The sequence below is a fragment of the Thiohalorhabdus sp. Cl-TMA genome, from assembly GCF_041821045.1.
GTDB classification, from domain to species: Bacteria; Pseudomonadota; Gammaproteobacteria; order Thiohalorhabdales; family Thiohalorhabdaceae; genus Thiohalorhabdus; species Thiohalorhabdus methylotropha.
The window spans coordinates 190,875-205,319 of sequence record NZ_JBGUAW010000006.1 but is presented as its reverse complement, the minus strand read 5'-3'; the positions used below and the strand labels follow the sequence as shown (position 1 = coordinate 205,319).

Sequence of the window (14,445 nt, the reverse complement as noted above, 5' to 3'; positions counted from 1 at the left end):
GGTTATGAGTGTCCATGCCCCGGGGGCCATGCGGGCCGCGGAGGTGATTCTGAACGGGAGGCGGGAAATCACCACTTCCGAAGGCGCGAAAACGCCAGGAGAGCTTGCGGATTACATCGAGGCGGAAACCCGGATCGTCGAGCTGATCGACGCTTCCAGGCGTCTCCTGCAATGCCTGGACGACAATCCGGATGCCTTGCAGGACGAGAAAGCCTCCGCGTCGGGGCCGACCCCGGAGCAGCGGGTGGAGCAGCTACGCGCCGCCCTGCGGGCCGTTATCGGCAGCGAGGAGGGTTCGGGTGCCGGCGGGGGCAAGCACTAGATCGGCTTGGTGCTGGATGGACGAATGTGGCCATTGGCAAAGGAGGGAACGGGAGCAATCAACCGTAACGGATCCGGGGGCGGCGGCCGGCATGCACGAGGGCGCGTGCATGCCGGCATCCCCGGAATCCCCCACACATCCCCTGCGGGTTAAAGGAGGATAAGCCAAGCGCGGAATCGTAAAGCGGAAAACAATCAGGGTTTTCTCTTCCCGAGCCTAAGCGCATGGCTATGCTTGAATATTAGCATAAATTTAGGAAATGGCCAACCGCCCGGAACAATTTCGGAGGGCTCGGAAAGGGAAGAGCAGCGCAATATGTCTGTTTAATTCAGGGAGAAGAATATGGCCAGCGAAACTGTAGCGGGCCCAACAGTCGCAGCCCCTTCGGGGGAGGCCCATGAGTTACACCGCACAATTAGCTGGACGCACGCCTTCTGGGTGGCAAGCGGCGTTCCCGCCCTTGTCCTGTTCTCCATTGGAGCCATTTCGGCCACCGTGGGAGCCCCCTCTCCCCTGGTCTGGTTCTTGTCCGTATTGTTCGGGTTTTTGCAAGCGTTCACTTATGCGGAAATCGCCGGGATGTACCCGGAAAAATCCGGAGGCGCCTCCGTTTACGGCGCCATGGCCTGGGTACGATACAGTAAGCTGATCGCCCCCCTTTCGGTCTGGTGCAACTGGTTCGCCTGGAGTCCCGTGCTGGCCATCGGTACCGGCCTTGCGGCGGGTTATATCCTGACCGGACTGTTCCCGGCCGACGCCGTCATCAACACCTGGTCCATGACCCTGGTGAATCTGGCCTGGATCAAGGAGGGCCTCACTCTCCGGATCAATGCCCAGTTCATTCTCGGCGCCTTGGTCCTGCTGGTGGTGTTCGGCATGCAGCACCACGGCATCCTGCGGGCCGCCAAGCTGCAGAAGATCGCCGCCCTCTCGGCCCTGATCCCGCTGCTGCTGGTGGGCTTGGTTCCGCTGATCACCGGCGACATCCCCAGCCAGAACTTCGCGCCTTTCGTGCCCCTGGAAACGGTGACCGCCGGCGGCGAGGTGGTGCCGGGCTCCTGGGATGCCCACGGCTGGACGCTGTTCATGGGCGGACTGTTCATCGCCGCCTGGTCGGCCTACGCCTTCGAGACGGCCGTCTGCTACACGCGCGAGTTCAAGGAGCCGGAGAAGGACACCTTCAAGTCCATCTTTTATTCCGGTCTGCTCTGCATCGCCGTGTACACGCTGGTGCCTTTCTCCTTCCAGGGATTCTTCGGGCCGGAAGGGCTGGTCGCGCCCCGGATCGCCGACGGTACGGGTGTGGCGGCGGCCATGTCGGAAATGGTGGGCGGCGGTGCCGTCATCCAGAATATCCTGGTGGTGATGCTGATCCTGGCCTTGCTCCTGGCCATCATGACTTCCATGGCGGGCTCCTCCCGGACCCTGTACCAGGGCGGTCTGGACGGCTGGCTGCCGCGGTACCTGGGCAAGGCCAACCAGCATGGCGCCCCCACCAATGCCATGTGGACGGACCTCGGCTTCAATCTCATTCTGCTGCTGATGTCCAACTACGTGTTCCTGCTGGCGGCGTCCAACGTTACCTATATCATCTTCAACTTCCTCAATCTGAACGCGGGCTGGATCCACCGCCTGGACCGCCCCGACTGGTATCGCCCGTTCCGCTGCCCCACCTGGCTGCTCGGCGTGGGCGTGGTCCTGTCCTTCGTGAACGCCGTGCTGCTCGGGGTGGGCTCCGGCGTCTGGGGCGAGAACACCCTGTTGGCCAGTGTGGTCTTCGCCGCGCTGATCCTGCCGGTTTTCTGGTTCCGGCACTACATCCAGGACGGTGGCAAGTTCCCTGAGGCCGAGCAGAAGGAGCTTCAGGCCGAGGAGAAGGTGCAGCTCCGCGCCGGTTATCTGCCCTATGTGGCCATCGCACTGGGTATCGCGGTGGTGCTCATCTCCCGGCAGTTTGCCGTGTACTCCTGACCGCACGCGGATGCGGCCAGCGGGCAAAGAAAAAGGCGATGCGGGATATCCCCGCATCGCCTTCTTTATGGGTCCGGCTTTCGGAGTCTCCCTTTGACCAAGCGTCCAGTCTGGGAAGGCTCCAAGAAAGCCGGAGCTAGTGGAGCTTGAGGCGGGGACGATGGCGATGCCCGATCCAGTCCCCCATGATGGCGATTCCCGTACGCAGCGTGCCGTACAGCACACGCTGATGCATGCGGTACAGGGATCGGTACGCTACCCGAGCGGCCCATCCCTCGATGGTGATAGAGCCGGCCAGATTACCCATCAGGTTACCGACGGTATTGTAATGGCTCAGGTTAATCAGCGACCCGTGGTCGTGGTAATGGAATTCCGCCGGCGGCTTGCCCTTCAAGCGGTTCTGTGCGGTGCGCAGCAGAGTGGTTGCCTGCTGGTGGGCCGCCTGCGCGCGTGGCGGAACGGAAGTCTCCTTCTCGGGCCACGGACACTGGGCGCAGTCCCCCATGGCGAAGATGTTGGGGTCGCTGGTCTGCAGGGTCTGGTCCACCACTAGCTGGTTGCGCCGGTTGGTTTCCAGTCCTTCCAGCTCGCTGAGGAAGTCCGGGGCCTTGATGCCGGCCGCCCAGACCTTCATGCGTGCCGGTATATAGCGGCCCGATTGCGTGGTAATGCCTTCCGCGGTGATCTTCTCGGCGGCCTCGCCGGTGACGATCTCGATGCCGAGGTCCTCGAGCTGCTTCCGGGTCTGCTTCGCCACCCGTCCGGGAAGGGCGGGGAGGATGCGGTCCGCGGCCTCGAGGATGGTGATGCGCATGTGCCGTTCGGGCGTGATGCGGTCCAGCCCGTACTCCACGAACTGCTGGGCGGCATAGTTGAGCTCGGCCGCCAGCTCGATTCCCGTTGCGCCCGCACCCACGATGGCCACGTTGAGCTGGCCTTCGTGCGGCGTTTCCTCCTGGGTCTGGGCATGGAGGAACTGCTCCAGGAAGACCCGGTGGAACTTGTCCGCCTCGTCGCGGTGGTCGAGGAAGTGGCAGTGCTCCCGCACGCCTTCCAGCCCCAGGTCGTTGGTCACGGAGCCAACGGAGATGATCAGGGTGTCGTAGCGGAAGCGGCGCGCGGGAACCACCTCCCAGCCGTCATCATTGCAGATGGGCGCCAGGCGGATCTCCTGGTTTTCCCGGTCCAGCCCGTTCATGCGGCCCATCCGGAAACGGTAGCCGTGCATGGCCCCCAGGGCGAGGAAGTCCACCGCGTCGCCCTGGGAGTCCAGGGTGCCTGCGGCCACCTCGTGCAGCAGGGGCTTCCAGAGGTGGGTCAGGGCACCGTCCACGAGGGTTACGGCGGCGTGGGAGGAATTCTTCAGCTTGTTGCCGAGCTGGGAGGCAAGCTCCATTCCTCCGGCGCCTCCGCCCACGACGACGATCTGGTGACGTTCATCGCCTTCACCGTAGGGGGAAGGTGCGGGTTTTTTAGGCTGGGCCATAGAAGCGATTTCCTGGTTGGTTTGTGGATTGTGGTTGGCGCGTTCTTTCTTTACAGGCGCTCGCGGCGCAGTCGTTTCGCATTTGTACGGGGTTCAGATTACAAGAGCTACAAACGAGGACGGTCCCGAGCTTGTGCCGGGACCGCCTCCTGACCTCCATCCGAATGGGATGCGTCCCCGTCAGCCCGTCTGCACGGTTGGCTCCTCGGGGGTCAAGTGCAGGTCCTGTTCCGCAGAGGGCTGAATCTGCACGGCGCAGTACTTGAACTCGGGGATCTTGGCATCCGGATCCAGAACATCCGTGGTCAGCAGGTTCGCCGCCGCTTCGTGATAGGCGAAGGGCAGGAAGACCTGGCCACGGTGCAGGCCGTCGTCGGCACGGGTGGCCAGATCGACGGATCCCCGCCGACTGTAGGTCCGGACCTTGTCTCCCGGCTGCAGGCCCATCTGCCGCAGGTCCTCCGGGTGCATGCTCAGGGTGGCCATGGGCTCGATGGCGTTGAGCACCTGGGTCCGACGGGTCATGGAGCCGGTATGCCAATGCTCCAGCTGGCGACCGGTGATCAGGACGAACGGATATTCGTCGTCCGGGAGCTCCTTGGCCCGGGTGAAGTCGGCGGTCTGGAAGTGCGCCTTGCCGTCCTGCGTCCAGAAGGTCTTGTCCAGGAACAAAATGGGCGTTCCCGGATGATCCTCGGTGGGGCAGGGGTAGGTGATGGAGTCCTCCCGGTCCAGTCGCTCCCAGCTCATGCCGGCGATGGAGGGCATGCACTGCCGCATCTCTTCCCAGACCTCCCGGGGACCGGAATAGTTCCAATCCAGGCCCAATCGGCGGGCGATTTCCTGGATCAGGTCCAGGTCCTGCCGGGCGTCACCGGGCAGGGAGAGGGCCGGGCGGCCCATCTGCACGCGGCGATCCGTGTTGGTATAGGTGCCGAGCTTCTCCTGGAAGGCCGAGGCCGGCAGCACCACGTCGGCGTAGAAGGCCGTCTCGGTCAGGAACAGGTCCTGGACGGTGAGGTTCTCCAGGTGCACCAGGGATTCCCGCGAATGCCGGAGGTTGGGGTCCGACATGGCCGGGTTCTCGCCCATGATGTACATGCCCTTGATGTTGCCTTCATGGGCCTCGTTGAAGATCTCGACCGCGGTCAGGCCAAGCTGGTCATCGAGCTTGCTGCCCCAGAACTGCTCGAATTTCTCCTGGGTCGCCGTATCGTTCACCGGCTGGTAGTCCGGATAGACCATGGGAATCAGGCCGGCGTCGGAAGCGCCCTGGACGTTGTTCTGGCCGCGCAGGGGGTGAAGCCCGGTGCCGGGGCGCCCGATCTGGCCGGTCATGAGGGCCAGGTCGATGAGGGCCCGGGCGTTGTCCGTGCCGTGGCTGTGCTGGGAAACGCCCATGCCCCAGAAGATCATGGAGCCCTCGGAGGTGGCGTAGAGCCTGCTCACCTCCCGGATGGTCTCCGCGGGGATCCCGGTGATGGGCTCCATGTGATCCGGGCTGTAGGCGGCCAGGTGCTCCTGCAGGGCCTCGAAGCCCGAGGTATGGCTGCGGATGAACTCCTCGTCCACCAGCCCCTCCTCGAGGATGGCGGCCATCATGGAGTTGAGCAGGGCCACGTCCGTGTCGGGCTGGAACTGGAGCATGTAATCTGCGTGCGGAGCCATGTCCGTGCGCCGCGGGTCGATGAGGATCAGCTTCTTGCCGTTCTGGGCGGCGTTCTTCATGAAGCTGGAGGCCACCGGGTGGTTGACCGGCGGGTTGGCGCCGATCACCACGATCACCTCGGCCCGGGCGACGTCCTCCACTTGGTTGGTGATGCCGCCGGTGCCGATCATCTCCAGCATGGCCTTCACCGAGGAGGCGTGGCACAGCCGGGTGCAGTGATCCACGTTATTGGTCCCGAAGCCGGTCCGGACCAGCTTCTGGAAGAGGTAGGCCTCCTCGTTGCTGCCCTTGGCGGAGCCGAATCCCGCCAGGGCCTGGGAGCCGTACTTGTCCCGGATATTGCGCAGGTCGTAGCCAGCGCGGTCCAGGGCTTCCTCCCAGGTGGCCTCCCGGAAGTGGGTATAGGGGTTGGCCGGATCGATCTGGGGATCGGCCTCCTTCGGAGCGTCTTCGCGCCGGATCAGCGGCTTGGTGAGCCGCTCGGGGCTCCGGGAGTAGTCATAGCCATAGCGCCCCTTGACGCACAGGCGGTTGTGGTTGGAGGGCCCGTCGCGGCCGTCCGTCCACTGGATCTTGTCGTCCTTGACGTGGTAGGTGAGCAGGCAGCCCACGCCGCAGTACGGGCAGACCGACTCCACGTCCTTCTCGGATTCGTCCTCGCCGACCGCCGACTGCGGCATCAGGGCCCCGGTGGGGCAAACCTGGACGCACTCGCCGCAGCTCACGCAGGTGCTCTCGCCCATGGGGTCGCCCAGGTCGAAGACGATCTCCGCCTCGTTGCCCCGGAAGGCGTAGCCGATCACGTCGTTTTCCTGCTCCTCACGGCAGGCGCGGACGCAGCGGGTGCACTGAATACAGGCATCCAGGTTGACCGAGATGGCCGGGTTGGAGCTGTCCGATTCGGCGCTCTTCTCCGCGGGGAAACGGGATTCGGCGACTCCGAGCTTCTCCGCCCAGTAGGTGAGCTCGCTGTGCTTGGTGTACTCCGCCGGCCCCTGATCGGCGAGCAGCAGCTCGAGGACCATGCGCTGCGATTTGCGGGCCCGCTCGCTGTCGGAATGGACATTCATGCCCTCCTTGGGGGCACGGCAGCAGGAGGGGGCCAGCACCCGCTCGCCCTCCACCTCCACGACGCAGGACCGGCAGTTGCCGTCGGCGCGCAGGTTGTCGTGGTAGCAGAGGTACGGGATCTCGGTGCCGTACCGCTGGGCCGCTTGCAGAATGGTCTCGCCGGGCTCGGCAACCAGGGTTTCCCCGTTGAGCGTAAAGGTCACCGGGTCGCCATCCTTCGGCGGGGTGGTTTCCGGGCGAGTGTAATATATTGGTTTAACGCCCATTGTCGAGCTCCTCACGGAAGTACTTCAGCACGCTGTTCAGTGGATTCGGCGCAGCCTGTCCGAGGCCGCAGATGGAAGCATCCACCATGGAGTCGGCCAGTTCGCTCAGGAGTTCCTCGTTCCACTCCGGCTCCGCCATGAGGTAGGAGGCCTTCGCGGTTCCCACCCGGCAGGGAGTGCACTTGCCGCAGGACTCGTCGGCGAAGAACCGCATGGCGTTCAAAGCCGCATGGCGGGCGGTGTCATGATCGGACAGCACGACGATGGCGAACGATCCGATGAAGCAGCCATGCTCCTGCAGGGTATCAAAATCCAGCGGAACGTCCGCGAGGCTGGCGGGCAGGATACCGCCCGAGGCGCCGCCGACCAGGTAGCCGTAGAGCTGATGCCCCGGGAGCATGCCGCCACAATGCTCTTCGATGAGCTCGTTGAGCGTGATGCCGGCCGGGGCCTGGTGGACGCCCGGATTCTGCACCCTGCCACTCACGGAGAAGGTACGCAGACCGCTGCGCCCGTTGCGGCCGTGGCCCTTGTACCAGTCCGAGCCCTGCTCGAGGATGTCGCGCACCCAGTGCATGGTTTCCATGTTCTGTTCCAGGGTCGGCGCACCGAACAGGCCCACCTGAGCCACCAGGGGCGGCCGCAGGCGGGGCATGCCGCGATGGCCCTCGATGGACTCGACCATGGCGGATTCCTCGCCGCAGATGTAGGCGCCGGCACCCCGCCGGAGCTGGATCGGCGGAAGGTCGGCCGGCGGATCGGCCTGCAGGGCGGCGATCTCCTGGTTGAGGATCCGGTGGCCCTCGTCGTACTCGTCCCGGAGATAGAGGTAGACACCGTTGGCGCCCACCGCGTGGGCGGCGATCAGCGCGCCTTCCAGGAACCGGTGCGGATCGCGCTGCAGGTAGTAGCGGTCCTTGAAGGTTCCCGGCTCGGATTCGTCGATATTGATGGCTACCAGCGCCGTGCCGGGCTGGTCGCGGACGGTGCGCCATTTGATGGCGGCGGGGAAGCCCGCTCCGCCCAGGCCGCGCAGGCCGGCGGCTTCGATCTCGTCGATGACCGCGTCGGAGCTGCGCTCGCCCGCCGCCACCTCGCGGAAGATCCGGTAGCCGCCGTCGGCCACATAGGCCTGGTAATCGGTGTAGTCGGGTACCTCGGGCTCAAGCTGCCCTTCCTGCAGGGCATTCACTACCTTTTCGGTGTCCGCGTGCCCGATCTGCCGCCGTCCGGCCACGGCCACGGGGGCCTCGGCGCACAGCCCCACGCACGGGGCGCGCTCCACCCGGACCTCGCCTTCCAGGCGGTTGGCGAGGGCTTCCATGAGAGGGCCGGCACCCGCCATGTCGCAGGCTACCGAGTCGCACACCTGGATGGTCACCGGCGGGGGAGGCTCCTCGTTCTCCTTGACGATATCGAAGCGGTCGTAGAACGAGGCCACTTCGTAGACTTCGGTATGCGCCAGATTCAGGACACGCGCCAGGGCCACCACGTGCTGGGCGGAGACGTGGCCGAAGCGGTCCTGAATTCGATGTAGGTATTCGAGTACCCGGTCAGCCTCGCGCGGGTCCGCTCCGATCAGCGCTTCCACCGCTTCCTGGGCCTGTGGCTCGGTAGGGCGGCCCTTCGGGAAAGGACGCGGCCGTTTGAGGTCGGTACCGGTTTTGGAATTTGCCAACTTCGCCCCCTGCTAGGGATAGGAAGCCCGTGATGGGCCCTTGAATCGCATAAGTTATCCAGTGATAAGACGCAAACTCCGTGCCGGGGTTCAACGGCCTGCGAGGCAAGCGTTCACCGTCGGCCTGTCTGTATGGTGGTGCAGTCCGGCGTCAGAGTGTGTCATGCGCGTTACACTGGATTTACGCTATTCCCCTCGCGTGCTCCATAATGCAATGGAATGGCCATTGCACGAAAGGGTGCACATGGACGCGTAACCGCAGGGAGGATGCTCCCATGAGCGATGAGCCCGTATACAGCGAGGAAGAGGTCCGGCAACGGCTGGAGGAGGAGCTGCCCCACTGGTATTACGAGGATGGCTGGATTCGCCGTAAATTCAAGACCCACAACTGGAAGTCCACCTTGATGGTGGTCAATACGGTGGGGCACCTGGCGGAGGCGGCCTTCCATCACCCCGATCTGACCGTGTCCTTCGCCTTCGTGATCGTGAAGCTGCGGACCCACCGGGCCGACGGCATCACGGAAAGCGATTTCGCCCTGGCGAAGAAGATGGAGGAGGTGGTGCAGTGGCAGCCTTGGCAGGAGGAAGGCTCGCCGCTTTCCGGGCCGCCTGACGATCCCAGGTTCAAATACCTCAAGTACGGCAAGTGAGCCCCGCACCCTCCCGGACCGGGTCCGGGAGGGCATCTATAGTCCCTGCTCCCTGAGGCGCGGAGGGTCATAGAACGGGGTTCCGCTGCCGATGGCCGGAACGTCCACCGGTATTCGAACCCGATGCCGTCGCGGGTGTGCACGGCCACATGCGCAACGAAGGGGCTGGAGGTATAGTGCCAGGGCACGGCGGCGCCTCTCCAGCTCGTTCGGACTGCCGCCCATTTCCGGCGTGACCCCGCTCCGCCGGAAGGGTGGGCTATCGGGCCGGTACCAGCACCTCGCCCCGGCCGTCGTGGGAGCGGTCCCCCATCCACCGCTCCACCCGGCCCAGGTCCATGAGGGGCGGGGTGGCGGCGCCGAGCTGCTGCTCCACATGGCGGGTAAGCAGGCGCAGGAAAAGCAGCTCATGCTCGCCGGAGCGGTTGAAGGCCGCGGGCAAGGACGCCGGGCGCTCGGAGAGCACGAGGGTTCCGCGGATCATACCGAAGCCCGGCTCCTTGCCGACGTGCCCGAGCACGATCAGGGTGCCGGCCCGCATGCGGGATGCCGGGTAGTCGCCGGTATCGTTGCCCACCAGCACGAGGCCGCGCCGCATGCGGTCGCAGACCCGCTCCCCGGCACGGCCACGCACCAGGATCGTCCCGCCCCGTGCACCGCTCATCTCCCCGGGTATGGCACCGGCCAGGTAGGCACCGGCGTCGCCCTGGATGTCCAGCAGCCCGTCCTTCAGGTCCGAGGCGGCGAAATTCCCGCAGGAGCCTTCCACGCGGATGGTGCCCGAGCGCATCCCGTGGGCCAGGTGGTCACCCGCGTCGCCGTGCACGATCAGGGTCCCGCCGGCCATTTCCGTACCGATGCCGTGGATCCGCGCCCCGTCGGTGAAGATCTCCACCTGCTTCGGGTCTTCCCCTTGTATCTCGAAAACCTCTCCGGCCTCGAGGGGGCGGCCGCCCACGCGGACCCTCGCGCGGGCGAGTGCGGCCGCGGGCTCCGGGTCGTCGGGAGGCAGCCGGAGGTCCGAAAGGTCCACCGGTTCCGAAAGCGGTTGCCGTAGCTTCAGGGTAAGAGGGTTCATGCCAGAACTTCGTGTAGGGAGAATTGGAATTGCCCCAGATCGCCGCCGAAGTTGCCGGCGGTGATGCCCAGGATGCCGTTGTCGGGACCGAAGGCGCATACGGTCTGGATGCCCATGGCCATGGCGCGGGACACGGAATCCGGGTCCAGGCCGTCGATAACCACCTCCATTACCGCGCCCACCTCCGGGCCGATGTTGGAGTCGGTGAGTCCCCGCAGGGTGGGGCAGTAGGCGTCATTGGTGGAGGCCGGCAGGGCCTTGTATTTGGAGCCCACCTTGGAGCCGGAGCGCACCACGCCGCCGGGGAAGGGCATGATGATGCCGGGAGCGCGGCTCATGGCCTCGATGGCGGCCTCCAGGGCCCGCAAGGTCTCTTCCGCGGAGCGTCCCAGCACCAGGAAGTTGCCGCCGCCCACGGCGTTGACCCGCCCCGTGGTGGCCTCGCAGACGAACTCCCCGTCCATGACGGGCACCCGCCAGAATCGCCGCTCGCCGAACAGCTTGGAGATCTGGTAGCCGTCGCCGAAGTAGCGCACGCCTTCGCCCATGGGCGTGGCTTCCCCGTCCAGGCCGGAAAAGACGGCGGTGGTGGGACAGGTAAGGACGCTCTGCCCGATGCGGTTCTGCAGGTGCTTGGTGAGCTCCTTGCCGGAAACGGCGAAGAGCAGCACCGCCACGCCGGGACGCCCGTCGGGCGTCTCCTCGGGCTCCAGGTATTGCTCGATGCCCGCCTCGAGGCCGCACCCGATCACCGAAGTGGCGAAACCGGTCATGGTCTCCGCCGCGTGGGCCACCCAATTGCGGTCCATGGCAGTGATCACGATGCGCGTGGCCCGCATCTCGAAGGCCTCGGCGAAGGTGTCCTCGATTGTGACGCCGTTGATGTTCATTCCTGCCTTCCCCGAGCCGTGGCTACCGGAAGGATCCCCGGCCGCTGGGGGCCGGCAAGCTCATCGGCACCGATCTTGAAGTTCTCCAGGCGGACGGTGTGGTAACGCTCGAAATAGTCGGAGAGCCGGTTCTCGATTCCCGCGTCGTATTCCGGCTCCACGGCGTGGGTGCCGCCCCACCGGACCTGCACGAGCCGGCCGTCCTCGATTACGGGCTCGCCGTCCTTGAAGACCAGGCTGGGGCGGGCGAACATCTCTTCGGGATCGCTCTTGTGGTCGTACACCGCGATATCCGCGGCGGCGCCTTCGCCGAGGTGGCCCCGGTCGGAGAGTCCCAGGATCTGGGCCGGACCCGCCCGGGTCAGGATGGCCACTTCGTAGAGGGAATATTCCCGCGTCATGGCCTTGAGGTTGCTGTGGTCCGCCACGTCCGAGTGCAGCTGCTCGAGGTTATCGTTGCGGAAGCTGCGGTCCATGAGCAGCTTGATCAGGTGCGGATAGCTGGTGAACGGCCCGCCGTTGGGGTGGTCGGTGGTCAGGAAGACCCGCCACGGATCCGCCACCTGCAGGAAGATCTCCAGTCCGATGGCCCACTGCAGGGCGTTCACGAAGTTCTCGTCGCGGTACTGGAAGGGCACCACGCCGCAGCCCGCATCGCACTCGATGTCCATGCCCACCCACTTGTTGGGGTGCGCGTGGCTGTGCTGCGCGTGCTGCCGCATGAAATCGCCCGAGGCGGTCACGGTCTGGCCGAACATGATCTGCCCCACGTCCACGGAGACGTTGGGGTTGTCGTTGACCGCTTCGGCGATCTCGGCCGCCGCCGAGGAGAACCCGCGGCTCCCTTCCGTCCCGTAGCTGTGGAACTGGACGTGGGTGAGGTGGATGGGCAGGCCCTCCGCCGCGCGGATGGTATCCAGCGTGGAGGCCACGTTCCCCGGCACCCCGAGATTGCTCGAATGCACGTGCAGCGGGTGGGGCACCCCCAGATCGTGCAGGGCCCGGGTCAGCCGGGCCAGGATATTCCGGGGCGTGACGCCGTAATGGGGGCCCTGCTCGTCCACGTCCAGCTTGCGGCCGTTGAACTTGAAGGCGTTGATGCCGCCGGGGTTCACCACCTTGATGGCCACGCAGCGCGCGGCGTTCAGGGTCCAGGCCACGTAGTCGTTGATGCGCGCCTGGTCCTCGCCGTTGGCGAGCATGCCGAGCAGGAAGTCGTCATTGCCCAGCAGGGCGTAGCCGCCCTTGTCCACCATGGGGGTGTCGCCGAGCTCCATGTGCGCGTGGCGCGCGTTGGACGGCAGCAGGGCCGGCTCGAAGCAGGTCGTGTACCCCATCTCCGAGTAGCGGTAGCCGGTGAGGAAGGTGCTCGGCGTGACGTGGCCGCTGCCGCTGCGCCGGCCCTCCTCGCTCAGCTCGGGATGGTCCCGGTGGTCCTCCGGAAGCAGGGTCCGGCTCAGGTTCACCTTGCCACCGCCGATATGGGTATGGATATCGATGCCCCCCGCCATGACCACCTTACCGCGGACATCGTATTCCCGGTCGGGGGACTCGGCGGGCGGCGCAATCATGCGGCCGTCGCGGAAATAGAGGTCGCGGACCTCGCCGTCGATCCCGTGCTTGGGATCATAAACCGTGCCGCCGCTTAGCTTGACCAGCATTCCTATTCCTTGCCTCTACAGCTGGGATTCAATACGAGCGAGAACTTCCCCCACCGAGGGAACGGGGGCGGTGCGCAAGGCCCGCAAGGGCAGGCTCACCCCTCCGTCGGTCCGGAACAGGGGGCCGCCGTGATCCACTCCCGGCGTGCCGACGGGGATGAGCACGGCGGGCGTCTCGGTGGGCTTCATCCCGCTCTGTCCGAGCACCACGGTGGGCACGTCGGTCGCCGGCGGGTGGGCCTGGCTGTTCAGGGCGGAGATCCAAACCAGCGCATCCGGGTCGCCGCTGGCCAGCAGGTCCCGCGTGCCGCCTCCAATGGGGTCGTATTGGGGATAGCCGCCGCGGAACTGGACCCGTACGGGGAAGCCCGTCTGCCACGTGGTGGCCTGCAGAGCCGTCTGCGCCCCGTCCTCGCCGCCCAGCGCGAGGCCGGCGCACCGCGTGGTCTCGTTGAGGTCCCGGACGAGGCCGCAGATGGAGCCCACGGTCAGGTCCCTGTTGGCGTGCTCCATGGCATCGGCGGACCAGGCGACCACCCCGTAGTCGGCATTGCGCAGCTCCTCCGCGAGACGCGCCAAAGCCTCCCGTCGGATCCCTGCCACTTCCTCGGCCTGCAGGTCGTGGCCGTTGAGCAGGGCGCGCAACGCCTCGGCTACGTCGCCGATGGCCGCCGGGTCGCAGGCCAAGCTCTCGTCGATGTCGCCCGGTGCGGCTGCCGTTTCCGGGGCGCCCACGGCGACAACCCGGCGCCGGTCCAGGCGGTCCGGGAACAAGCCCTCTTCGGGGCGGATGAATCGCTCGAACAGCCGCGGGACGTGCTCCAGAAGCGGTGTGCCCAGCACAACCACCAAGTCCGCCCGGTTGCGCAGCTCCGTCAGGGTGGTGGTGACCCAGCCGCTGTCCTGCAGGGTGTGCACGTGATTCATCAGGGCATCGCCATGCAAATGGTCGACCGCGCCGTTCAGGCGGTCGGCCAGCTGTATGGCGGCCCGGATTCCCTGTCCTTCCGCGCCCAGGCCGCTAATCAGCGGAAATCGGCTCTGCTTCAGGAGTCGGGCCGCTTCGCCGACGGCATCCTCCAGCGAAGCCGGCTTGCCGCCGATCATGGCCTCGCCGTCCTCATAGGGGGCGGCCGCGGCCTTGCGGAATCCTTCCTTGCTGCGCTCGCATCCCCGCTCCAGAACCTCCACGGCCTCGCCCTGCACGGAGACCGTCAGGTCATCGCAGACGAGCCCGCAGAAAGGGCACGGGACATTGCGGTGAACGGTGCTATCTTCGTTAGTACCCAAAGGCGCCGATTCTCTGCATGTTGAATGGTTGGAAAGGGAGGTACCCCTGACCGGTCTGGACCGCCGCGTCTCCTTTCACAAAGCATGCCAAGCCGTCTAACCTGATTGAGGCCAGACCCGACAGGGCTTCCAGGAAAGCCGGGCGTCACGTATTTGAGATACAAGGGTTACACTCTGAAACGGAACCGAGGCAGTTAGCCAGGGGGGTAACTATGGGATCCCCCACATGGCGTAATTAATGCAATGGCATGCCCTTTGCCTTTAGAGGATGCGGGCGACCTTTCGTTCATCCCTCAGGCGATTCCATCATGGGTATACACGGGTGATGAACTTCGGGGTCGTGCGGAAGGCCCCAGAGTTTATATGCCCATGAGGAAGAAAGGGGCGTCTATTTCCCATAGACCCGCTACTGG

General features: G+C 65.6%; 10 protein-coding genes. 3 read left to right on the top strand and 7 right to left on the bottom strand.

The window, feature by feature from the left end:
- Positions 1-4: 4 nt before the first annotated feature.
- Positions 5-322, top strand: a complete 318-nt coding sequence (locus tag ACERLL_RS10230; protein WP_373655989.1) for a hypothetical protein — start codon at positions 5-7, stop codon at positions 320-322.
- A gap of 342 nt (positions 323-664) precedes the next feature.
- The gene (locus tag ACERLL_RS10225) at positions 665-2,293 is read left to right on the top strand and encodes a trimethylamine N-oxide permease (RefSeq protein ID WP_373655988.1); all 1,629 of its coding nucleotides are present in this window, start codon (positions 665-667) and stop codon (positions 2,291-2,293) included.
- 136 nt (positions 2,294-2,429) lie between these two features.
- Here the strand turns inward: ACERLL_RS10225 and ACERLL_RS10220 are convergent, their stop codons facing one another.
- The 3 genes from ACERLL_RS10220 to ACERLL_RS10210 form a co-directional block, all read right to left on the bottom strand.
- Positions 2,430-3,779: an NAD(P)/FAD-dependent oxidoreductase gene (locus ACERLL_RS10220; protein WP_373655987.1), complete on the bottom strand. Its 1,350-nt coding sequence runs from the start codon at positions 3,777-3,779 to the stop codon at positions 2,430-2,432.
- 180 nt (positions 3,780-3,959) lie between these two features.
- The gene (gene fdhF / locus ACERLL_RS10215) at positions 3,960-6,785 is read right to left on the bottom strand and encodes a formate dehydrogenase subunit alpha (protein WP_373655986.1); all 2,826 of its coding nucleotides are present in this window, start codon (positions 6,783-6,785) and stop codon (positions 3,960-3,962) included.
- The gene (locus ACERLL_RS10210; protein WP_373655985.1) at positions 6,775-8,463 is read right to left on the bottom strand and encodes an NAD(P)H-dependent oxidoreductase subunit E; all 1,689 of its coding nucleotides are present in this window, start codon (positions 8,461-8,463) and stop codon (positions 6,775-6,777) included. The genes fdhF and ACERLL_RS10210 overlap by 11 nt, the downstream gene beginning before the upstream one ends.
- Before the next feature lie 275 nt (positions 8,464-8,738).
- On the opposite strand from ACERLL_RS10210, the gene ACERLL_RS10205 reads away from it, so the two are divergent.
- Positions 8,739-9,113, top strand: a complete 375-nt coding sequence (locus tag ACERLL_RS10205; protein ID WP_373655984.1) for a 4a-hydroxytetrahydrobiopterin dehydratase — start codon at positions 8,739-8,741, stop codon at positions 9,111-9,113.
- A gap of 259 nt (positions 9,114-9,372) precedes the next feature.
- Here the strand turns inward: ACERLL_RS10205 and ACERLL_RS10200 are convergent, their stop codons facing one another.
- From ACERLL_RS10200 to ACERLL_RS10185, 4 genes are read right to left on the bottom strand one after another with little or no spacing between them, the layout of a single operon-like run.
- Positions 9,373-10,191, bottom strand: coding sequence for a formylmethanofuran dehydrogenase subunit C (locus ACERLL_RS10200; RefSeq protein ID WP_373655983.1), 819 nt, complete (start codon positions 10,189-10,191; stop codon positions 9,373-9,375).
- Positions 10,188-11,081, bottom strand: coding sequence for a formylmethanofuran--tetrahydromethanopterin N-formyltransferase (fhcD, locus tag ACERLL_RS10195; RefSeq protein WP_373655982.1), 894 nt, complete (start codon positions 11,079-11,081; stop codon positions 10,188-10,190). The genes ACERLL_RS10200 and fhcD overlap by 4 nt, the downstream gene beginning before the upstream one ends.
- Positions 11,078-12,742 carry a formylmethanofuran dehydrogenase subunit A gene (locus ACERLL_RS10190; protein WP_373655981.1) on the bottom strand — a complete coding sequence of 555 codons (1,665 nt, stop codon included), beginning with the start codon at positions 12,740-12,742 and terminating at the stop codon, positions 11,078-11,080. The genes fhcD and ACERLL_RS10190 overlap by 4 nt, the downstream gene beginning before the upstream one ends.
- A 15-nt stretch (positions 12,743-12,757) precedes the next feature.
- Positions 12,758-14,032: a formylmethanofuran dehydrogenase subunit B gene (locus ACERLL_RS10185; RefSeq protein WP_373655980.1), complete on the bottom strand. Its 1,275-nt coding sequence runs from the start codon at positions 14,030-14,032 to the stop codon at positions 12,758-12,760.
- Positions 14,033-14,445: the final 413 nt, after the last annotated feature.